The 20083-nt window shown below is 71.0% G+C and carries 19 protein-coding genes; 10 read left to right on the forward strand and 9 right to left on the reverse strand.

Annotated elements, in window-relative coordinates:
- Nucleotides 1–64: 64 nt before the first annotated feature.
- From DFP74_RS19465 to DFP74_RS19475, 3 genes are all read left to right on the forward strand, one after another.
- Nucleotides 65–1240, forward strand: a complete 1176-nt coding sequence (locus DFP74_RS19465) for an IS30 family transposase (protein WP_121187956.1) — start codon at nucleotides 65–67, stop codon at nucleotides 1238–1240.
- 433 nt (nucleotides 1241–1673) lie between these two features.
- Nucleotides 1674–2699, forward strand: a complete 1026-nt coding sequence (locus tag DFP74_RS19470; protein WP_121183480.1) for an ABC transporter permease — start codon at nucleotides 1674–1676, stop codon at nucleotides 2697–2699.
- A 95-nt stretch (nucleotides 2700–2794) separates the two neighbouring features.
- Nucleotides 2795–4603, forward strand: a complete 1809-nt coding sequence (locus DFP74_RS19475) for an ABC transporter substrate-binding protein (RefSeq protein ID WP_121183482.1) — start codon at nucleotides 2795–2797, stop codon at nucleotides 4601–4603.
- A 122-nt stretch (nucleotides 4604–4725) separates the two neighbouring features.
- On the opposite strand, the gene DFP74_RS19480 is transcribed toward DFP74_RS19475, so the two are convergent.
- From DFP74_RS19480 to DFP74_RS19490, 3 genes are all read right to left on the reverse strand, one after another.
- Nucleotides 4726–5478, reverse strand: a complete 753-nt coding sequence (locus DFP74_RS19480) for an alpha/beta hydrolase (RefSeq protein ID WP_121183484.1) — start codon at nucleotides 5476–5478, stop codon at nucleotides 4726–4728.
- A 244-nt stretch (nucleotides 5479–5722) separates the two neighbouring features.
- On the reverse strand, nucleotides 5723–6286 hold the full coding sequence (locus tag DFP74_RS19485; protein ID WP_121183486.1) for a hypothetical protein: 564 nt from the start codon (nucleotides 6284–6286) through the stop codon (nucleotides 5723–5725).
- Between the two features lie 118 nt (nucleotides 6287–6404).
- Nucleotides 6405–7469, reverse strand: coding sequence for a helix-turn-helix transcriptional regulator (locus tag DFP74_RS19490; protein WP_121183488.1), 1065 nt, complete (start codon nucleotides 7467–7469; stop codon nucleotides 6405–6407).
- 155 nt (nucleotides 7470–7624) lie between these two features.
- On the opposite strand from DFP74_RS19490, the gene DFP74_RS19495 reads away from it, so the two are divergent.
- Entirely contained in the window at nucleotides 7625–7912 is a 288-nt protein-coding gene (locus tag DFP74_RS19495) for a hypothetical protein (RefSeq protein WP_121183490.1), read from the forward strand.
- 50 nt (nucleotides 7913–7962) lie between these two features.
- Here DFP74_RS19495 and DFP74_RS19500 read toward each other — a convergent pair whose 3' ends face one another.
- The 3 genes from DFP74_RS19500 to DFP74_RS19510 all read right to left on the reverse strand — a co-directional run bounded on the left by DFP74_RS19500 (nucleotide 7963) and on the right by DFP74_RS19510 (nucleotide 12054).
- A complete protein-coding gene (locus DFP74_RS19500) occupies nucleotides 7963–8811 on the reverse strand; it encodes a maleylpyruvate isomerase family mycothiol-dependent enzyme (RefSeq protein ID WP_121188377.1) in 849 nt (282 codons plus the stop codon).
- 108 nt (nucleotides 8812–8919) lie between these two features.
- Complete coding sequence (locus DFP74_RS19505; protein ID WP_147453887.1) at nucleotides 8920–9678, reverse strand: DUF4190 domain-containing protein; 759 nt, start codon at nucleotides 9676–9678, stop codon at nucleotides 8920–8922.
- A gap of 168 nt (nucleotides 9679–9846) precedes the next feature.
- Nucleotides 9847–12054: a WD40 repeat domain-containing serine/threonine protein kinase gene (locus DFP74_RS19510; protein WP_121183493.1), complete on the reverse strand. Its 2208-nt coding sequence runs from the start codon at nucleotides 12052–12054 to the stop codon at nucleotides 9847–9849.
- Between the two features lie 232 nt (nucleotides 12055–12286).
- Here DFP74_RS19510 and DFP74_RS19515 point away from each other — a divergent pair, with 232 nt between their 5' ends.
- Nucleotides 12287–13300 (forward strand): ABC transporter permease, encoded by a 1014-nt coding sequence (locus DFP74_RS19515; RefSeq protein WP_121183495.1) that lies wholly within the window; start codon nucleotides 12287–12289, stop codon nucleotides 13298–13300.
- A 33-nt stretch (nucleotides 13301–13333) separates the two neighbouring features.
- Complete coding sequence (locus DFP74_RS19520; RefSeq protein ID WP_121183497.1) at nucleotides 13334–15208, forward strand: ABC transporter ATP-binding protein; 1875 nt, start codon at nucleotides 13334–13336, stop codon at nucleotides 15206–15208.
- Between the two features lie 51 nt (nucleotides 15209–15259).
- On the opposite strand, the gene DFP74_RS19525 is transcribed toward DFP74_RS19520, so the two are convergent.
- Together DFP74_RS19525 and DFP74_RS19530 are read right to left on the reverse strand one after the other, a co-directional pair.
- Entirely contained in the window at nucleotides 15260–16045 is a 786-nt protein-coding gene (locus DFP74_RS19525; RefSeq protein ID WP_121183499.1) for a sporulation protein, read from the reverse strand.
- A gap of 311 nt (nucleotides 16046–16356) precedes the next feature.
- Nucleotides 16357–16962, reverse strand: coding sequence for a TetR/AcrR family transcriptional regulator (locus DFP74_RS19530; RefSeq protein WP_121183501.1), 606 nt, complete (start codon nucleotides 16960–16962; stop codon nucleotides 16357–16359).
- 144 nt (nucleotides 16963–17106) lie between these two features.
- On the opposite strand from DFP74_RS19530, the gene DFP74_RS19535 reads away from it, so the two are divergent.
- The 3 genes from DFP74_RS19535 (at nucleotide 17107) to DFP74_RS19545 (ending at nucleotide 18608) form a co-directional block, all read left to right on the forward strand.
- Nucleotides 17107–17493 carry a hypothetical protein gene (locus DFP74_RS19535; RefSeq protein WP_121183503.1) on the forward strand — a complete coding sequence of 129 codons (387 nt, stop codon included), beginning with the start codon at nucleotides 17107–17109 and terminating at the stop codon, nucleotides 17491–17493.
- A 190-nt stretch (nucleotides 17494–17683) separates the two neighbouring features.
- The gene (locus tag DFP74_RS19540) at nucleotides 17684–18046 is read left to right on the forward strand and encodes a GntR family transcriptional regulator (RefSeq protein ID WP_121183505.1); all 363 of its coding nucleotides are present in this window, start codon (nucleotides 17684–17686) and stop codon (nucleotides 18044–18046) included.
- Between the two features lie 130 nt (nucleotides 18047–18176).
- Nucleotides 18177–18608 carry a hypothetical protein gene (locus DFP74_RS19545; RefSeq protein WP_121183507.1) on the forward strand — a complete coding sequence of 144 codons (432 nt, stop codon included), beginning with the start codon at nucleotides 18177–18179 and terminating at the stop codon, nucleotides 18606–18608.
- 35 nt (nucleotides 18609–18643) lie between these two features.
- Here DFP74_RS19545 and DFP74_RS19550 read toward each other — a convergent pair whose 3' ends face one another.
- The gene (locus DFP74_RS19550) at nucleotides 18644–19558 is read right to left on the reverse strand and encodes an alpha/beta hydrolase (RefSeq protein WP_121183509.1); all 915 of its coding nucleotides are present in this window, start codon (nucleotides 19556–19558) and stop codon (nucleotides 18644–18646) included.
- A 108-nt stretch (nucleotides 19559–19666) separates the two neighbouring features.
- Between DFP74_RS19550 and DFP74_RS19555 the strand changes: the two genes are divergently transcribed.
- Nucleotides 19667–20080 carry a MarR family winged helix-turn-helix transcriptional regulator gene (locus tag DFP74_RS19555; RefSeq protein WP_121183510.1) on the forward strand — a complete coding sequence of 138 codons (414 nt, stop codon included), beginning with the start codon at nucleotides 19667–19669 and terminating at the stop codon, nucleotides 20078–20080.
- Nucleotides 20081–20083 lie beyond the last annotated feature (3 nt).

Raw genomic sequence — 20083 nt, forward strand, 5'->3', positions numbered from 1 at the left:
CTCCCAACGCCAGCAACGACCGCACCCGGCACGCCAGGAGTACGAACGCCTGCGCAACAGCGCCGTGCCCCGCCCAGAAGCCGCACGACGAGCCGGGATCAACGAACGCACCGCCCGGGACTGGGACCACGGGGTACGCAAGTCCCGCAACTCCAGGTTCTACCCTGATGGCCGCCGTGTGAACTACTCCACCGGACAGACCACCATAGAGTCCATGACCAGTCCTCCAGCAGCGCTGGACACACTCCAAAAGCAGGTCCACCCGCGTTTTCTGACCCTCGCAGACCGGGAGCGGATCGCGGATCTGGACCGAGCGGGGTGGAGCCGGCGGGCGATCGGCCGCGACCTGGGGCGCCCGGCCTCCACGATCAAACGCGAACTCGACCACCACCGCAACGCCGATGGGTCCTACGGTGCCTATACCGCCCAGCGTCGGGCGAGCGCCCAACGGGTGCGTCCCAAACCCGCCAAACTCGCTGCCCCGGGCCGCCTGCGGGACTATGTCGCCCAGGGACTGCGGAAGCGGTGGTCGCCGGAGCAGATCAGCAACCGGCTCGTTGAGGACTTTCCCGGCGAGGAGGACATGCGTGTGAGCCACGAGACGATCTACCAGGCGCTCTACGTCCAGTCCCGCGGCGGGCTCAAACGCGAGGTCTCCGCGGCGTTGCGCACCGGCCGGCTCCGACGCACGCCGCACCGCTCACCCGAGCACAGGCGGAGCCGGTTCACCGATCCGATGGTGATGATCAGCGAGCGCCCCGCCGAGGTCGAGGACCGTGCCGTGCCGGGGCACTGGGAGGGCGATCTGATCACGGGTGCGCACAACAAGTCCGCGATCATCACCCTGGTCGAGCGCTCCACCCGGTACGTGATGCTGGGGCACGTGCCCGGCGAGCACACCGCCGAGGCGGTCGGGGGTGTGCTGAGCGAACTGATCACCGCGCTGCCTGATCATCTGCGGGGGTCGCTGACCTGGGACCAGGGCAGCGAGATGGCCGGCCACAAGGCGTTCAGCGTGGCCACGGGGGTGCCGGTGTTCTTCTGCGATCCCGCCTCCCCCTGGCAGCGCGGATCGAATGAGAACACCAACGGGCTGCTGCGCCAGTACTTCCCCAAGGGCACGGACCTGTCCGTTCATGGCCGGCTGGATCTGGAGCATGTCGCTCAGGAACTGAACGAGCGTCCACGCAAGACGCTCGGCTGGGAAACCCCAGCCGAGCGTCTGGCTACACTCGTTTGATCAACGAGGTGTTGCGAGGACCCCTTGAATCCGCCTTGGCCGCACGGGGGCTCCCGTCGTTTCGCCGCGACCTCGGAGTCCCCCCGAACTCCTGCGGTCGGCCCGGCGCGGGCCGGCGCGTCAACCCCCGTTGGCGCTCGGCCCCGCAACCGCACCGTCATCCCGGAGCCCTACGGCCGTGGAGGCCGCCCCCGGGGCCCGCGGGGCGTGCGGCTGCGCGGGTTCACCTACCCGAGTTCCGCGCGGTAAACACCCGAGCGGCGCGGCATTTCGGGTCGGGCCGGCCCCGCGGAGTCCGGTCACGGCTGCTCCGACACGCCGCGCGACCGGGTGCTTCGGCCCTCCGGCGCGGGCGCTGGAATCCCTCGTGCGCCTCGTGCAATCTGTGCGTAGTGGAGTGATCGCGTACGGCGACAATGGGGGACCCTGGTTCATGACCGCGCCGATGGACGTGCCGGAGTCGTCCCAGCACGCCGACCCGGAGGCGGTGGTCGCCGGGGCCAAGGGCGCCGCGAGCCGCTCCCTCCGCCAGATCGCCTGGCAGCGCTTCCGCCGGGACGGGGCCGGCATGGCGGGCGGCATCGTCGTCATCGCGCTCATCCTCGTCGCGCTCCTGGCGCCCCTGCTCACCGCCTGGTTGGGCCAGCCGCCCAACGAGTTCCACCAGGACCTGGTAGACCCCCTCACGGGAGGCGTCTACCGGGACCCCGACGACCCTGCCCAGGGCATCGACCCCTGGGGCGGTATGAGCGCCGAGCACCTGCTGGGCGTGGAACCCGTCAACGGACGCGACCTGTTCAGCCGCATCGTCTACGGCGCCCGCACCTCACTGCTCGTCGCCACCGTCGCCACGGTGGTCTGCGTGGTCATCGGCACCGTCCTGGGCATCGTGGCCGGGTACTTCGGCGGGTGGATCGACACCGTCATCAGCCGGACCATGGACATCTTCCTGGCCTTCCCGCTGCTGCTGTTCGCCATCGCGCTCGTGGGCGTCATCCCGGACGGCGCGTTCGGGCTGACCGGCAACGGGCTGCGCATCGGCGTCCTGGTGTTCATCATCGGGTTCTTCAACTGGCCCTACATCGGCCGCATCGTGCGCGGCCAGACCCTCACGTTGAAGGAGCGCGAGTTCGTCGAGGCCTCGCGCAGCCTGGGCGCGGGCAGCGCCCACATCGTCTTCCGCGAGATCCTGCCCAACCTCGTCACGCCGATCCTGGTCTACTCCACCCTGCTCATCCCCACGAACATCCTGTTCGAGGCCGCGCTGAGCTTCCTTGGCGTGGGCATCAACCCGCCCACGCCCACCTGGGGCGGGATGTTGGAGGGCGCCCTGCGCTTCTACACCACCTCACCGCACTTCGTGATCGTGCCGGGCCTGGCCATCTTCATCACCGTTCTGGCCTTCAACCTCTTCGGTGACGGGCTGCGCGACGCGTTCGACCCCCGCTCCTCCGACTGACCCCGGCCCCGAACGGCCGCGCGCCGTCTCGGGCGGCCCCTTCCGGCTCCGGGGGCGTGCGCCGCACGGCTCCGACACCGAACCGATCAGGAGGCATGGTGAGTACCCATCACTTCACACGCGCGGGGCGGCCCCCGCGCACGCGGGCACGCGCGCTCTCGGCCACCGCGGCCGGAGCGGCGGTCGTGCTGTTGCTGGCCGCCTGCGGAGGGGACGGCGGCGGCGGTGGGGGAGAGGCCTCCGACGCCGACTTCAACGACGGTGAGTCCAGCATCGTCAACGCCTCGGACCAGACGGGCGGGACGCTGCGCTACGCCATCTCCGCTGACTTCGACTCACCGGACCCGGGCAACACCTACTACGCGTTCAGCTGGAACTTCTCCCGGTACTACGCCCGTACGCTGCTCACCTACGTCGAGGAGCCGGGCGAGGGCGGGACCGAGCTGCAGCCGGACCTGGCCGAGGAGATGCCCGAGCCCAACGAGGACGCCACGGAGTGGACGGTGCGGCTCAAGCAGGGGCTCACCTTCGAGGACGGCTCCCCGATCACGGCCGAGGACATCAAGTACGCGATCGCGCGCAGCAACTTCGGTGACCAGGCTCTGCCCAACGGTCCGAAGTACTTCCAGGACCTGCTGGCCGACAGCGAGGACTACGAGGGCCCCTACGCCGACGCCGCCGATCCGCTGGAGGGTTTCGACGGGATCGAGACACCCGACGAGCACACGCTGGTCTTCCACCTGGAGAAGAGCTTCGCGGAGTTCCCGTACGTGCTCATCCAGCCGCAGACGGCGCCGGTGCCGGCCGGAGCCGACCGAGGGGAGCAGTACCAGAGCCAGGTGGTCTCCTCGGGGCCCTACAAGTTCGAGGGCGAGTACCGGCCGGGGGTGTCGCTGAACCTGGTGCGCAACGAGGAGTGGGACCCGGAGACCGACCCCACCCGCCGGGCGCTGCCGGATCGTATCGAGGTGCAGATCGGGGTCGAGCAGAACGAGATCGACCAGCGCCTGGTCAACGGGGAACTCGACGTCGACCTGGCCGGCGCGGGTGTGGGTCCGGCGATGAAGGGCACGCTGATCTCCGACGAGGAGAGCAAGCGCAGTGTCGACAACCCGCAGACCAACACCCTGCGCTACGTCAACGTGAGCACGGTCGTGGAGCCGCTCGACGACCTGGCGTGCCGCGAGGCGGTCATGTACGCGGCCGACCGCGACTCGTTGCAGCGGGCCTGGGGCGGTGACACCGGTGGTGACGTCGCCACGCAGATCATGCCGGGGGCGCTGCCCGGCGCGGATCCGGACATGGACCCGTATCCGTCGGAGGACGGCAAGGGCGATCTGGACATGGCCCGGCAGAAGCTGGAGGAGTGCGGGGAGCCGGACGGGTTCTCCACCTCGATCGGTGCGCGCGCCGACCGGCCCTCGGACGTGAGCACGGCCGAGGCCCTGCAGGCGGCGCTGGCGCGGGTGGGGATCGAGACGGAGATCAAGCAGTACCCGTCGGACACCTACACCAACACCCAGGCGGGGTCTCCGGACTTCGTGCAGGACAACGACCTGGGGCTGACCGTGTACGGGTGGGCGCCGGACTGGGCGAGCGGGTACGGGTTCATGAGCAAGATCCTGGACGGTGACGCCATCCAGAGCGCGGGCAACGCCAACATCTCCGAGCTCGACGACCAGCAGATCAACGACTGGTTCGACGAGGTCGTCACGGTGGAGGACCCGGACGAGCGCGCGGACATCTACCGTCAGATCGACGAGCGGGCGATGGAGCAGGCCGCCATCCTTCCGGCCGTGTTCGAGCGGACGGTGCTGTACCGGCCGTCGACGCTGACGAACGTGTACTACCACGCGGGTTACTCGATGTACGACTACATGTCGCTGGGCACCACGCGGGAGTAGCGGTCACGTGCGGGGCGGTGGCCGGCGAGCGCCGGTCACCGCCCCGCCGTCTGTGCAGCCGGCTCGGTCATCCCGTCCGGCGCACGTGCCGTCGGTGGGAGGGCGCGTGCGCTTGGTGGGGGTCAGTGGCCTCGACCGGTGGGTTGGGCGCGGGGGAGGTGGCGGGCGAAGAACCTGTTCGCGGCGTCGCCCTCGAAGGGCGGGACGCCGGTGTGCCCGCCCATGTTGGCGTGCAGGGTCTTCTCCTGGGAGCCGAAGGCGTCGAACAGGTCCAGGGCCATCTGCCGGTCGTTGCCCTCGTCGTCCCACTGCAGCAGGACCTGGAGGGGGATGGTGACCTGTCGGGCCTCCTCGAACATGGCGCGGGGCACGAAGCTCCCGGCGAACAGCAGGGCCGCCGCGATGCGGGGTTCGACGCGTGCCAGTCGGAGGCCGATGGCGATGACTCCGCCGGAGTAGCCGACCGGGCCGCCGATCTCGGGCAGTGACAGCAGGGCGTCCAGGGCGGCCCGCCATTCCGGGACGGCCTGGTCGACCAGGGGCAGGACGAGCCGGTCGACGATCTCGTCGACCGGCTCCTCGGCCGCCGGCGCCCGGAGCAGGTCGGCGCGTGCCTGCTCGGTGGTGGGGCAGCGGGGCCGGTCGCCGCCGCCGGGGAGTTCGATGGTGGCCGCGGCGAAGCCCTCCGCCACGGCGTGCCGGGCGCGGGCCGCCACGCGTGGGTACATCCTGTGCAGTCCGCCGGGGTGGCCGAGCAGGATGAGTGGGGCCGGTGCGGGTGTGGTCTCGGGCGTCCACAGGAGGCCGGGGATGTCGCCGAGGGCGAACGCGCGCTCGCGGATGCCGTCGTCGAGGCGCTGGGAGGTGAATCGCACGGTCGTGCCTTTCGGGAGTGCTCGTGAGCGGCGCTCCCGGACGACCTATCGTCCGACCGTGACTCCGCGGGGGAGCACCCGTGTCGATACTGCGTTCACGGGTACCACCTCCTCGTTCTCTCGCACGGTCCGCTGGAAAGGTAGCAGTGGTGGTCGTGGTCCGCCAACGGGTTTTCGTGCGACCGGCGCGGGGTCGGGGTCCGTGTCCCCGAGGGGAGGCGGACCCCGACCCCGGCCTGGGGCCTCAGCGGGTGAGGGTCCACTCTCCGTCGGCCTGGACGTGGATGTACTCGATCGCCTCGGCGCCCTCGAGGATCGAGGCCTCACCGAGTTCGATGCTCCCCTCGTAGACGCCGATCTCGTTGGCGATGCTGCCGAGTCGTGCGCCGTCGGCGTCGTAGGGGACCACGATGAAGTTGGCGCTGCCGGAGTGGGTGAGCTGCAGGGTGGTGGTGTCCGCGGCCGTCCAGTCGATCTGGTAGAGCGCGTCTCCGGTTCCGCTGAGCCAGAAGGTCTCGGTGTCCCAGGCCAGGGCTTCGGAGGGGTCGACGGGGAGTCCGGCGGTGTCGTCGATCGGCTCGGTCTCGGCGGTGTCCTCGGCCTGCTCCTCCTCCGCCTGCTCGGTGGTGTCGGTCTCCTCGGCGGCGTCGGTCGGCGCGGAGGCGTCCTCGTTGATCGGTTCGAGTTCACCGATTTGGAAGGAGCAGGAGGTCAGGGCGGCCACGAGGGTGAGGGAGGCGATACCTGCGGCTGTCCGTGCGCGGAGGGAACCGCTCAGGGTGCGGGGGCTGAGGTCGTACTTGAACACGTGTTCTCCGAGGGCCGTGGGGGAAGCGGGTTGGCGCGCTCCGTACCCGGAGCCAAGCCGGGGTTCGGGAGGAACCAGTCGTGTGCTGTGACGCGCGAATGTCCGATTCGGTTCCCGGTCAGGTGCCCAGGGCGCGTGCCAACAGGGCGCGGCGGCTGTGCACGGCGGTCTTGGCGAACACCGCCTTGAGGTGGTCCTGCACGGTGTACTCGGACAGGAACATCCGGCCCGCGACCTCCCTGGTGCCGCCTCCGGCGGTCAGGCGGTGGAGTACCTCGGCCTCACGGGCGCTGAGGCCGAAGGCCCTGGCGAAGACCGCCGAACGTTCCGTGGGCGGGGCCTCTTCGATGGTGACCGCTATGTCCGACTCCTGGGAGGGTCGGGTGCTCCGGATCCTCGCCGCGCGCAGGGTCAGCCAGAGCCCCTCCGACAGGTGCATCCGGGCGTGGGGCGGGTGGCGGTCGACACCGGCCTCGCGGGCCAGGAGCTGCGCGGCCACGTTGTAGGCGCTCGCCGGGATCGGCGCCCGCCCATGGTCCGGGGGGACGAGCACGCGCAGGTACTCGTGCGCCTGCGGGGTCTGTCCGAGGACGTGGAGTTCGGGGTCGAGCAGCAGGACCACCGGCCCGGGGCGCCGGGGGTGGGGACCACGGGCCACGAAGGTGTTCGCCTGGCAGCGGCGCAGCGCCTCGGTCACGGTGCCGGCGATGCGCGCCAGGTAGCGGGATTCGGCAGGACCGAACCGGGGCGCGTCATCGGACCGCCACAGGTCCAGGAAGCCCCAGCAGCCGAACCGGTCCCGGAACACCGACGAGGCCACGTCCCCGATCCGGTAGTCGCTGAGCAGCTCCCGCCATAGCAGGCTGTGGGAGGGGTCGCCTCCGGTCCCCTCATGGAGCAGGGCGACGGGCGCCGACGCGTCCAGGGCCGTCCACCGGTTGACCGGGGTGAGGTACTTGAGGCGGATCAGGCGGGGCAGTTCACGCACGCAGGGGACGTCCGCGAGCGGAAGGGAGCCCACCGACGTCTCGGGGTCGGTCAGCAGGAAGGCGTGGGCGTCGAAGCCCACCACGCGGCGGATCTCCTCCAGGAGCCGCAGCCGCAGGTCGCGCGCATCGACCGCGGAACCGCAGAGGACGCCGACCCGTTCCCGCGACCGGTCCCATGCCGTCGTTCCGGCCATGTTCCGAGGCTACTCCGTGACGGTGGCGTCCGCGTCTGGGGACGGGCGGGCCTCTGGCGGCCGTTTCGCCGCGGGGACCCCAGACTCCTGGGATGGGAAACCGTCGCCGGCCGCCCCAGGATCGAAGTGACACACGATCTGGACGAGGAGCGGTCATGCCGACCCTTCACATCGAACACGCCATCTCCGACATCACACTCTGGAAGGCCGCTTTCGACCGCTTCGCCGGGTTCCGGCGGCGGTCGGGGGTGCTTCGGCACCGGATCCAGCGCCCGGTCGGCGACCCGGGGTACGTCGTGATCGACCTGGAGTTCGCCACGACCGAGGAGGCGGAGGCGTTCCTCGCCTTCCTGCGGACCAAGGTCTGGTCGTCCGGCGAGAACGCCCCGGCCCTGGTCGGGGTCCCCGAGACCAGGATCCTCGAACCCGTCGAGAGTGGCTGAGCGCCGCTGAGGGGCGGCGCAACCGGCCGGGGCGGCCGGTCAGGACCGTGTCAGTAGATGATCGACACGATCTGGCAGAGGGCCTCGGCCAGTGCGCGGTCGCCGTCCACACGGGCGCGGGCCAGGGCGTCGTCCGGTGCGATGCCGCGGGTGCACAGGCGCCAGGTGGTCTCCGCGTCCAGAGTGACGGTCGCGGCGGGCCGCCCGGTGTCAGGGGCGGCCAGCGACCAGCCGTCCCCGGTGGCGGTGACCGTCCAGGCGCCGCCGGCCGGGCCCTCGACCCGGACCTGGGCCTGGGTGCCGGGCTCGGCGCGGAGTCCGCGCAGCGTGTGGGGCAGGGCCCGCAGGAAGGTGTCCAGGACCACGGACAGTGTTCGCGGCGCGAGGTCGGTGCCCTGGCCGGTGGCGTGGCGGATCTGCTGTCGGTGGGTCCAGAACTCGGTGAGGTCGCGGGCGTTGTCCAGCCACTTGGGCGACGGGTCGACGCCGGCCCAGGACACGCCCAGGGACAGGGCTTCGGGGTCGGTGGTCTCGAAGTACCGGGCGGTCTGCGCGCCGATCAGGTCCAGGGTGTCCACGAGCGCGGCCGGGCTCACCCGGGCCAGGGCGTGCACCCACTGCTGGTTCTCGCGGTGGATGAAGGTCTCCAGCGGCTCACCCGGCGCGGGGGAGGCGCCGCCGCGGTGGCTGTCGCGGTCGCGGCCGAGTCGCCCGTAGCAGTCGCCGAGCACGTGCGCGGCGAGGTCGCGTACGCTCCAGCCCGGAACCGCCTCCCGATTCCAGTCGGTCGGTGCCAGGGCGCGCAGTGTGGCCATGAGCGCGGCGTGTTCGGGGGCGAACAGGGGGCGGGCGTCGATGGGTGTACCGAGCCGGGCGTGGTCGTGGGGCTGGGAGTCCATGACCGCATCCTGCCCGCTCGCGGTCCCGACGGCCACCGGTTTCCTCGCGCGCCGGGTGCGGTTTCTTTCGAGCGCACCCGGGTCGTCCCGCGGCGGCCGCGAATCCGGCTACATGAGGGAGGTGGTCCAGGACTCGCCGCCGGTGGACACGTAGCAGAGGGCCTCCTGCACGCCGGAGTCCCACGCTTCCTCGTCCGGCGCGAGGTAGCCGATGAAGAACGCGTCCGGTGTGCGTTCGGGGTCCAGGGCGCTCTCGCTCATCGGTCGGCAGGCGGAGTCGATGTCGGCGATGAAGGAGGACCATCCGGGCCAGTCGCCGGTGGAGGGGGAGTAGGAGCCGATCACCTGGGCGTTGTGCGGCTCGTCGCAGGCGATGAGCTCGATCTCGTAGAACTCCCTGTCCGCGGGCTCGATGAAGCAGTCCCCGGCTTGCAGTGTGCACACGGTGGCGTAGCCGGGCGGGGGTTCGCACAGGTCGGCGGAGGCGTCCGGGTCCGTGTCGGCCGGGACGGCCGGGACGGCGTCCGGGGCCGGCGGGTTCTGGTCCTGCAGGGTGTAGGGGCCGGATGCGGCCCTGTCGTGGACGAGGACGAGGGCGGCGGCCCATCCGATGCTCCACACCCCCGCGGCCACGATTCCGACCAGGGAGAAGATGACGCCGACGGTCTTGGCGGTCGCGGGTCCGGAGGCGTCGGGAGGGGGCGAGGCCGGTGACCTGTGGATCCGGAAGAGGGCGATCAGGCCGAGGACGATGGCGAGGGGGATGGGCAGGAGGAGGAAGCCCGACAGCCCCAGCACGAGTGCCGCGATGGAGAATCCGCCGGCTCTTCGTTCCTGGCCCTGGTCGTGCGCTGCTGTGTCCGTCAACGGAGTTCCCACGTGTTCTCGGGGCCGGTGCGGCGAGGGGGCGTCGCCCGGCAGTCGATCATGACCGTGTCCAGGTGGCCGGGGTGAGGGCGCGCCACCCGCACCGGGGCCCAGGTCGGGCCCTGGCGTCCGCGGCCCGGCGCCGCGGGGCGCCAGGCCCCCGCGGGTTCAGACGAGGCTCCACAGGCTGACGGTGCCGTCGTCCTGGACGGTGGCGGCGGTGGTGCCCTCCTCGCCGGAGTGCAGCGCGACCACGTAGCCCTCCAGCTCGACCGCGGAGACGCTCTCGCCGGTGGCGGCGTCCCACACCCGGGCCGTGCCGTCGTCGCCGCCGGTGTACAGGGTCGAGCCGGCGGGGCCGAAGGCGACGGCGCGGACCTGCTCGTGGTGGTCGGTGATCGAGGCGATCTCGGCGCCGCTCCCGGTGTCCCAGATCTGCACGGAGTGGCTCACACTGCCGACGGCCAGGATGGTGCCGTCGGCGCTGAAGGCCATGTCCAAGGGGAAGGACTCGGCCCCCTCCAGGGTCGCGGTGGTCTCGCCCTCCTCGGGGTCCCACAGCCGTACGGTGCCGTCGTCACTGCCGGTGGCCAGGGCGGTGCCGTCGGCGTTGAAGGCCACGGTCCGGATCCAGTCGGAGTGTCCCTCCAGGGTGGCGGTCTCGTCGCCGCTGGAGACCTCCCACAGGCGGGCCGTGTTGTCGTCGCCGCCGGTGGCCAGAGTGGTGCCGTCGGGGTGCAGGTCCACGGAGCGCACCCAGTCGGTGTGTCCCTCGAAGGTGGCGGTCGACTCGCCGCTGTCCAGGTCCCACACGCGTGCGGTGCGGTCGTCGCTGCCGGTGGCGAGCGCGGTGCCGTCGGCGTTGAAGTCCATCGACCGGATCCAGTCGGTGTGGCCTTCGAGGGTGGCGACCTCCTCGCCGCCGGCCACGTCCCAGACCCGGGCGGTGCCGTCGACGCCGCCGGCGGCGATCAGGGTGCCGTCCGGGCTGAAGGCCACCGACTCGACGTCGGCGCCGTGGGTGAAGGTGCCCAGGGCCGAGGCCGCGTCGAAGGGCACGGGCGGGGCGTCCGTGCCCGCGGAGTCGTCGGCGGAGGAGATCCACATGGCGCCCGCGACGATGAGGATCCCGACGGTGGCCACGGCGACGAAGCCCACGATCCACTGCCCGACGGCGCGGCCGGTCGTGGCCGGTCGGGCGGGCGGTGCCGCGACGGGGCGCTGTGCCACGGGGCGGGGCGGCGGTGATGGAGCCACCCGCGGGCCGGTGGTCCTGGCGGGTGTGGGGTGCCACTGGGCCGGGGGCACGGAGTTCGGGGCCGGGGAGTGCGGCGGGTGTGAGGTCGGTGGATGCGAGGTGGGCGGATGTGAGTTGGGCGGGTGTGAGGTCGGTGGATGCGAGGTGGGCGGATGTGAGTTGGGCGGGTGGGAGTTCGGTGCGTGGGACCCCTGGGCGGGGGAGCCCTGCGAAGCGGAGACCGCCGGGTCGGAGAACGGTGGCTGGGAGGGGCGCCCGTTCGCCGGGCCGGCCTGTTCGGCGGCGGCGAGGTGGGGCGGCGGCCAGGCGTCCTGGAGGTCGAGTTCCTCGAACCGCTCCAGGATCTGTTCTGGTGTGGGCCGCAGGGCGGGGTCGTGCCGCCAGCACTCGGCGATGAGCGCGCGCACGTCCTCGGCCATGTCCCCCGGGTCGGGCGCGGGGCTGATGATCCGCAGCAGGGTCTCGGCCATGGAGCCCCGGGAGAAGGGGTTCTTGCCGGTGGCGGCGTAGGCGAGCACGGTCCCCAGGGAGAACACGTCCGAGGGCGGGTCCACGTGGGACCCGTCGGTCTGCTCGGGCGACATGTAGGGCAGCGTGCCGAACACCGCGCCCTGCGCCGTCACGCTGCTGGCGTCCAGGGGGCGGGCGATGCCGAAGTCGATGATGCGGGGACCGTCGTGGGTCAGGATGATGTTGCCGGGCTTGAGGTCGCGGTGGACCAGCCCGCAGGCGTGCACCGCTTTGAGCCCCTCGGCCAGACCGGCGGCCAGGACGTGCAGTGCGGGTGGGGCGATGGGGCCGTGGGCGCGCACGGCCTCGTCCAGGGTGGGGCCGGGGATGTGCGCGGTGGCGATCCACGGCGGGTCGGCGTCGGGGTCGGCGTCCACCACCTGCGCGGTGTGGAAGCCGCCGACGCGGCGGGCGATCTCGGCCTCGCGCGCGAACCGGGTACGGAACTCCGTGTTCTCGGCGTGTTCGGAGCGGATGACCTTGATGACGACCTGGCGTCCGGAGGGGGTGCGGGCGAGGTAGACCTTGCCCATGCCTCCCGAGCCCAGACGTGCGGTCAGCCGGTAGCTGCCGACCCTTGGTGGGTCGGAGGGGTGCAGGGGGTCCACATCTTCAGCCTTCTACCCGGGGGCGCGGGGTGCGGATCGACGATTCGGAATGACCGAATTATGTCAGTTGGCTCGGACTTCGTGGACCTCGGTACCGCTACCGGGGAGTACACGCCGGAGGGGATGAGCGTGATCGCCTGATCGCACTGGGTTACCGTGTGCTTCCAGGCGGGCACCGACCGCCGATCGGCCCCCGGTACCGGGGCACCCCCGCCCACAGAAAGCGCGCGCCTTGCTGACCTACATCCTGCGCCGACTCGGCGCCGGCCTGCTGCTCCTGGCCGTGGTCACGATGGTCACGTTCGCCATCTTCTACGTGGTGCCCCGGTGGGCGGGCCGGACCACCGAGCAGCTGGCGACGATGTACGTGGGCCGCGCTCCCACCCCGGAGGCGATCCAGGCGACGATCGACCGGCTCGGGCTCGACAAGCCCGTCGCGGTGCAGTTCTACGAGTTCGTCCGCGGGATCTTCTTCGGCGCGGAGTACCGCTTCGGCCGCGAGACGATCGAGTGCTCGGCGCCGTGCTTCGGGTACTCGTTCCAGACCTACCAGGAGGTCTTCCCCGAGATCGTGGCTCGGCTGCCGGTGACGGTGTCGCTGGCGATCGGCGCCGGGGTCATCTGGCTGGTGGGCGGGATCGCCGTGGGCGTGGTGTCCGCGGTGTGGCGGGGCAGCCTGTTCGACCGTCTGGCGATGGGCGTCGCGTTGGCGGGGGTGTCGCTGCCGATCTTCTTCACCGGTCTGCTGTCGCTGGCCTTCCTCGTGCACGCCTGGGGGCTGTTCTCCACCCCGGTCTACGTGCCCCTGGCCGAGGATCCGGCGGGGTGGGCCGAGGGGCTGATCCTGCCGTGGCTGACGCTGGCGTTCCTGCACGCGGCGATGTACGCCCGGCAGACCCGTGCGGGGATGCTGGAGACGCTGGGCGAGGACTACATCCGTACCGCCCGGGCCAAGGGTTTGAGTGAGACCAAGGTCGTGCTCAAGCACGCGCTGCGGCCGACGCTCACGCCGATCGTGACGATCTTCGGCCTGGACCTGGGTCTGGTGCTGGGCGGCGCGGTCCTGACCGAGCAGGTCTTCTCGTTGAACGGGATCGGCCGCTACGCCGTCCAGGCCATCACTCAGAGCGACCTTCCGGTGATCCTGGGGGTGACGCTCTTCGGTGCGTTCTTCATCGTGCTCAGCAACCTGATCGTGGACCTGCTGTATCCGCTGATCGACCCCCGTGTGCGCATCCACGGCTGACCGGCCGCAGACCAGAGAGCAGAGGCGTCCCCTATGAGCGAGTCCGCGGTTCCCACCGTGCCCGTCGTCCGCGTGGAGGACCTGCGGGTGGCGTTCCCGCTTCTGGAGGGGGAGCTCCGTGCGGTGGACGGGTTGTCCTTCGAGGTGCCGGCCGGCGGCGCCCTCGGCATCGTGGGCGAGTCGGGCTCGGGTAAGAGCGTGACGTCGCTGGCGCTGATGGGGTTGCACCGGGGCAGCCGGGCCAGGATCACTGGTTCGATCGAGGTCACGGGCAAGGACGTGGTCACGGCTTCGGATCGGGAGCTGCGGCGGATGCGCGGCAACGACATCGCGATGGTCTTCCAGGACCCGATGCAGTCGCTGCACCCGCAGTACACGATCGGTAACCAGTTGGTGGAGGCCTACCGGGTCCACCATCCCAAGGCGGGCAAGGCCCAGGCGCGCAAGAAGGCGGTGGAGTCGCTGGAGCGGGTGGGGATCCCGGAGCCGGCGAAGCGGATCAACTCCTATCCGCACGAGTTCTCCGGTGGTATGCGCCAGCGGGTGGTGATCGCGATGGGGTTGATGTGCGACCCGAAGGTGCTGTTGGCCGACGAGCCGACGACGGCGCTGGATGTGACGGTGCAGGCGCAGGTGCTGGACCTGTTGGATGAGCTGCGCCGGGATCTGGGGATGGGTCTGATCCTGGTCTCGCACGATCTGGCCGTGGTGGCGGGGTCGGTGGACGAGGTCGTGGTGATGCGCAAGGGCGTGGCGGTGGAGCGCGGGGACGTGCGCACGGTGCTGTCGGCGCCGGAGCACCCGTACACGCGGGCTCTGTTGGCCGCGGTGCCGCGGGTGGAGGTCTCCCGCGCACAACGACGGGCACGTGATCGGGCGGATCGGGCAGTGCAGGAGCGTCAGCGGGAGCGCCGGGCGGACGCGCGGGCGGCCCAGGAGAGCGCCGGGGGACCGGAGAGCACCCGGGCCGAGACCGACGGGACCGAAGGGGCCGATGGGGCCGATGGGGCCGATGGGGCCGGGCGGACCGAACCGGGCTTCGACGCCTTCGCCGTCGCACCGGACCTGGGCGGGGTGCTGTTGCGGGTGGAGGATGTGGCGCAGCGGTTCAGGGTGCGTGGGGGTATGTGGGGCCGCTCGACGGATTTCTGGGCGGTCAAGGGTGTTTCGTTCGAGCTGCGCCAGGGTGAGACGCTGGGTGTGGTGGGGGAGTCGGGGTCGGGTAAGTCGACTCTGTCGCGGATGATCATGCGGTTGTTGGAGCCCACCCGGGGCCGGGTGGAGTTCGAGGGCCGTGACATCACGCACCTGTCCGATCGTGAGCTGCGTCCGCTGCGGCGTGATGTGCAGATGGTGTTCCAGAACCCGTACTCGTCGTTGAATCCGCGGGTGACGGTGGGGGACGCGATCGGTACGGCGTTGAAGGTGCAGGGTGAGCGCGACGGTAGGAAGGTGCGCGCGCGGGTGCAGGAGCTTCTTGAGCGGGTGGGGTTGGAGCCGGGGCATTACAACCGGTTCCCGCACGCGTTCTCGGGTGGGCAGCGTCAGCGGATCGCGATCGCGCGGGCGTTGATCTTGAAGCCGAAGCTGATCATCTGTGATGAGCCGGTCTCGGCGTTGGACGTGTCCACGCAGGACCAGGTGTTGCGGTTGCTGTCGGAGTTGCAGGATGATTTCGGGTTGACGTACATCTTCGTGGCCCATGATCTGGCGGTGGTGCGTCAGGTCTCGGACCGGGTCGCGGTGATGCGCAGGGGCGAGGTCGTGGAGATGGGTGACAGCGACAGTGTGTACGAGTCTCCGCGGAGTGAGTACACGCGTCAGTTGTTGACGGCGGCGCCGTTGCTGGACCCGGACGAGGCACGCCGCCTCCGCGCCGAACGCGTACGGGTGCGCCAGGGGGCCTGAACCGGCAGGGGCCGGAACGCGTCACGCGCCCCGACCCCTGAACCGTCACCGTCAGAGCCAGCCGCGCCGGCCGGCGATGGAGTCGATCCACTGGTGCAGGTAGGACTTCCAGTCCTGGCTCGCCTCGGCGCCGTGGGCGATGGTGAACTGGTGGAAGGTGTCCCGGCCCTCGGTGAAGAGCAGCCCGGGCTTCTTGTCCAGCTCCAGGACGACGTCGACCCCCCGCTCGTCGGTCACGAACGACAGTTCCAGGTTGTTCAGGCCCCGGTAGCGGCTCGGCGCCCGGTACTCGATCTCCTGGTAGAAGGGCAGCTGCTGGCGGGTGCCGCGGAGCCGGCCCTTCTCCATGTCGGCCTGCTGGAACCGGAAGCCCAGGGCGCCCAGGCCGTCCAGCACCGCCAGGTGGGCCGGGAGCGGGTCCACGCGCACGGGGTCCAGGTCGCCGGGGTCGATGGCGCTCGCCACGTGCAGGCGGGTGTTGACCCCCAGCTGCATCTTGTTCAGGTGCCTGCCCTGGTAGGTCGTGATGGGGGTCTCCCACGGCGTGGGGATCTCGAAGGGCACCGTGATCTGGTGGCCCGGCTGGAGGTCCAGCGCGCCACCGAGCTGGACCCGGTGGAAGTCGATGTTCTGGTGGCCCTCGTGGTCGCCGCTCTCGACCTCGACCCGGGCCTGGTAACCGACGCTGAGCTGTTCGACCCGCTGGTCGACCTCTCCGCCCTGGATGTGGACCGTGCCCCGGACCGAGCCTCCCGGCCGGGTGGGGGCACCGTCCAACTGGGTTTCGACAGAGGCTCCACCGAATCCGACACCGGCGAGCAGACGCTTGAGAACCATGCTTCGCTTCCTCAGTCCTCCGGCCGTGGAAGGGGTGCCCGGGCCGGGGGACGTGTGATGTGGGTGATCGGCACCCCAGTGTTCCGACGCACGCGGGGAGCGTTCGGTTGCGGTGGGAGGTGATCGGTTTCGGACGCGTTTCGCCCCCCGTGCCCGCACGCGCGTCCGGTGGTGGAGCCGCCCGCGCGAGCCCGCTGCCCCTGGCCGGGGCGAGCCGGACGCTCGCCGGTGGGGCGCGCCTCAGGCCCGCTTTGCGGCGCCGGCCGTGCGGCGCCGGTGACCGGCCGCGTCTTCGCTGGTCACCGGCGGCCTCACACCAGACCCGCCAGCAGCGCCCGCAACCCGAAGTGGAAGCGCGCCTCGGCCTCGGCCGCGTCCGGGGCGTCCTCCTCCTGCTGGTGGCGGACCTGGTGCACCACCGCGCCCAGGCAGTACGAGTACAGGGCGTCCGCCGCGCGGTCGACGTCGGCACCGGTCAGCCCGGCCTCGCCCAGCGCGCCCCGCACGAGCGCGCGGGTGGTGAGGCTGTTGGGCGTCTGGGGCGCACGGTGCGCCAGCAGCGACAGGGCGCCCGAGTACTCCAGCAGACGGGCGCGGTAGGCCCGGGCCCAGTCGGTGATGCGCTCGTCCCAGCGGCCGGGCTCGGTGTCCTCCGCGGACGCGGACGCCTCGGCTGTCTCCTCGTCCGGCTCGTCCAGGGCACCGCCTCCGGGGCCGGGGGAGGTCACATAGGCGGCGATGGCGTTGAACAGCTGCTCCTTGCCCAGGGGGAAGTGGTGGTAGATCGCCATCGCCTCCACCTCCAGGGCGTCACCCAGCCGGCGCATGGACAGCCCGCCCAGGCCTCGACCCGCGATGATGTGCAACGCCTCGATGATGATGCGTTCACGGCTCAGGCCCGCGTAGTTCCTGCTCACGGTCGTCCCTTCGGTCTCGGCGCCGGTCAGCGTGGCACCTCCGGCGCGTGGCGGCCAGGACCGACGCGCGGTCAGGGTCGCCAGATGATCTTCCTCACCTTTACAGTGGCCTCGACCGACGGTACGCAGGTAGGGAGCGCACACATGGGACTTGCCAAACAGAGGATCACACAGGCGCGCGAGAGCCTGGAACAGGACCGGGAGCTGGCCGAGCGCCTGCCCGAGCTCCTGCGGTCGGTGGCCGAGGCCGAGAAGGCGCTGGACGCCGCCAGCGCCAACGGCGCCTCCGAGGAGGAACTGCGCGACCACGGGCTCGCCCTGGACACCGCCCTGACCGAGGCCATGCGCGCCGCCTACGCCAAGGAGCGGGTGCTGGTGGGGCTCAAGGGATACACGGACCGGATCTACCGGCGCAAGCTCTCCGCCCGGCCGAAGGTCCGCGCCGCGACCCTGGACGCCGAGCAGCTGCTCACCGCCCGGGAGAGCCACCGCCTGCACGGGATCAAGCGGACGCCGCGCCGGCTGGTCTGAGGTCCGGGCCGGGCCCGCCGAGTCCGCGCCACGCGGCGCGGCGGGCCTTCTCGTGACCCTGGGCCCCGACACGTACGGGACACCGCCGCCCCTGACGGACCCCGTGAGGACGGTAGGTTGGTGTTCATCCGGTCGAAGACCGCGCTCGCGACCGCGGGGGCGGACCACTTGGTGGGGAGCGCAGTAGGAGATGGCGGATTTCATCCGCGTGGATCCGACGTCGAAGGTACCGCCCTACGAGCAGATCAGGACGCTCGTGGCGATCGCGGCGGCCAACGGCGACCTGCCGGTCGGATACCGGTTGCCCACGGTTCGGGCACTGGCGAGCGAGCTGTCGGTGGCGGTGAACACCGTGGCCCGCGCCTACCGCGAACTGGAGCAGGCCGGGGTGGTCGAGACCCGCGGCCGTTCGGGCACGTTCGTGGCCGCCACCGGTGACGACCAGCGCGCCGAGGCCCTGGCGGCCGCCCGCGCCTACGCCGAGGTCATCTCGCGTGTGGGGCTCGACCACGACGAGGCCGTCGAGATCCTGCGCGCCGCGCTCAAGGGCTGAATCGGTCTGGGTTCCCCGATGGCCGCCTGCGGCCGGGTTCCCGGTCCGCGCATCGACGCCGACGCCCCGATCGTTACTGTCATAGGGCGCCGTCCCCCTGGCGGCGCCCAGCGGTCGAAGGAGGCGTTCCATGGGCAAGGGAACAGGCGCAGGACGGTCGTCGGGCGGCGGGGGCGGAGGGTCCAAGGGGCGGCCCGGAGGCGGCAGGCCCCGGCCTGGTGGCGGGTCCAAGGGACGCCGGTCCGGCGGTAGCGCCAAGGGACGGCCGGGCGGGGCGTCCGGTGGGAGCCGCGGCGGTGGCCGGGAAGGAACGGGGTCCCGGTCGGGTGCCTCCGGCCGTGGAGCGGGAGCCTCGGGTGCGTCGGGGTCCTCGCGGGACCGGCGGGAGGGGCGGCGCCGTTGGGCGCGGGCCCACCACCGGCACTACCACAACGAGCTCGGCTACCAGGGCGACTACGACTTCCAGCCGCGGCGCAGCAATGCCCAGACGATCGCGGTGCTGGCCGTGTTCGGGCTCATCGTGCTCGGCCTGCTGTGGCTGGTGCTGGTCGTGTTCTTCTAGTGCTCTGACCGGGAAGGTTCGCCGGTTCGGATGCCTTACAGGTTGTTCGCATAGAAGCTGGTGAGTCGTTCGACGGCAGCGTCGACGTATTCGGGTTCGTCGTACATCTCGTAGTGGCCGGCGCCGTCGATCACCATGAGGTCGACGGGGTTGGGGGCCAGCTTCCACAGCTGCATGCCGGTGTCGTAGGAGCCGGTGTTGCCGATGCGTCCGGCGAGGATGACCTGGAGTGGCTGGGTCATGAGCCGATCGGCCAGGTGGAACGCGTCGTAGCCCAGCAGGAGGGAGTCGCTGCGCAAGAGGCGCCGGTTCGTGGAGTATTCGTTACCGCCGCGCTCGGTGCGGTAGTAGGTGACGGCTTGAGTGGTGTCGATGTCGGTCAGGCCCGCTGTTGTGGCGTCCTCCAGGGTGACGGGCAGCCAGTTCACGCGGGTCGTCTCGCCGGAGCGGGCCTCTTCGGTCCGTGCGTCCGCGAGGGCGTCGAGTGCTGCGGCCGGACCGTCGGGGGAGAAGCTGCGGAACGCAGCGCCGATGTTGACGGGGACGACCGTGCCGACCGCCTTGATGCGGTGGTCCGTGCGAGCGGTGTGCACGGTGTAGCCGCCACCGGCGCAGATGCCGAGGACGCCGATGCGCTGCGGGTCGATGCCGGGGGTCGTGGTGAGCACGTCGATGGCGTAGGAGATGTCCTCACCTCGGCGGTAGGGGTCTTCGAGGTCGCGGGGCTCGCCCTCGCTCTGACCCTGATGGGCGGGGTCGAGGACGAGCGCCGCGATGCCGCGGGCGGCGAGACGGGAGGCGTAATTGGCGCCGATCTGCTCCTTCACGCTGCTGCCCGGGGTGGAGAGCACCACGGCGCGCAGCGGTGCGCTGCTGTCGGCGTTGTCGGGCAGGTGGAGGTCCGCGGCGAGGTTGATGGGACCGCGCGGGATCGTGAGGTGCTTAAGCATGCCTGGCTTCCTTCGTGAGATTGTTGTTCCATAGGAGTCCAGTACAAGTCAATGTATTGTACGATCTGAAACTAATACGAAACTGTACCATATGGACGGAGGGGTCACATGTCAGTTGACGGGGCGCAGCTGTGGACGCTGAACCAGCGGCTGCTGGGCGTTGTGATGGATGCCTGCACGGGGGAGCTGGCCGAGCTCGGGTTGGAGACGAAGGAGTTTTTCGTCCTGGCCGAGGTGGAGGCATCGCCGTACCCGGCCGAGATCGCGACGGCACTGCTGCTCCCCAAAACGAGCGTGACGGTTTACGTCCGCAACCTCGTCGCCAAGGGGTTCGTCCGGCGCGAGATCGACGACGCGGACCTGCGGCGTCACCGGCTCGTACTAACCGCTGAGGGCACAGAGGCACGGGATCGTGCACTTGCAGCCCTCGCGGCGGAGTACGACCGCAGACTGGCGAGGATCACTCCGCGGGACCGCACCGAGCTGCAGCGTATCCTTCAGGAGATGCTCTCGCCCGCATGAGCC

This window comes from Nocardiopsis sp. Huas11 (assembly GCF_003634495.1).
GTDB lineage: Bacteria > Actinomycetota > Actinomycetes > Streptosporangiales > Streptosporangiaceae > Nocardiopsis.

What these genes read in the sequence shown, in the direction of transcription:
- DFP74_RS19500 (WP_121188377.1), bottom strand. Translation starts at nt 8,811, where the DNA reads ATGGACTCCCAGCCCCACGACCACGCCCGGCTCGGTACACCCATCGAC.
- DFP74_RS19555 (WP_121183510.1), top strand. Translation starts at nt 19,667, where the DNA reads ATGTCAGTTGACGGGGCGCAGCTGTGGACGCTGAACCAGCGGCTGCTG.
- DFP74_RS19550 (WP_121183509.1), bottom strand. Translation starts at nt 19,558, where the DNA reads ATGCTTAAGCACCTCACGATCCCGCGCGGTCCCATCAACCTCGCCGCG.
- DFP74_RS19535 (WP_121183503.1), top strand. Translation starts at nt 17,107, where the DNA reads ATGGGACTTGCCAAACAGAGGATCACACAGGCGCGCGAGAGCCTGGAA.
- DFP74_RS19520 (WP_121183497.1), top strand. Translation starts at nt 13,334, where the DNA reads ATGAGCGAGTCCGCGGTTCCCACCGTGCCCGTCGTCCGCGTGGAGGAC.
- DFP74_RS19490 (WP_121183488.1), bottom strand. Translation starts at nt 7,469, where the DNA reads ATGGCCGGAACGACGGCATGGGACCGGTCGCGGGAACGGGTCGGCGTC.
- DFP74_RS19525 (WP_121183499.1), bottom strand. Translation starts at nt 16,045, where the DNA reads ATGGTTCTCAAGCGTCTGCTCGCCGGTGTCGGATTCGGTGGAGCCTCT.
- DFP74_RS19470 (WP_121183480.1), top strand. Translation starts at nt 1,674, where the DNA reads ATGACCGCGCCGATGGACGTGCCGGAGTCGTCCCAGCACGCCGACCCG.
- DFP74_RS19475 (WP_121183482.1), top strand. Translation starts at nt 2,795, where the DNA reads ATGGTGAGTACCCATCACTTCACACGCGCGGGGCGGCCCCCGCGCACG.
- DFP74_RS19540 (WP_121183505.1), top strand. Translation starts at nt 17,684, where the DNA reads ATGGCGGATTTCATCCGCGTGGATCCGACGTCGAAGGTACCGCCCTAC.
- DFP74_RS19495 (WP_121183490.1), top strand. Translation starts at nt 7,625, where the DNA reads ATGCCGACCCTTCACATCGAACACGCCATCTCCGACATCACACTCTGG.
- DFP74_RS19545 (WP_121183507.1), top strand. Translation starts at nt 18,177, where the DNA reads ATGGGCAAGGGAACAGGCGCAGGACGGTCGTCGGGCGGCGGGGGCGGA.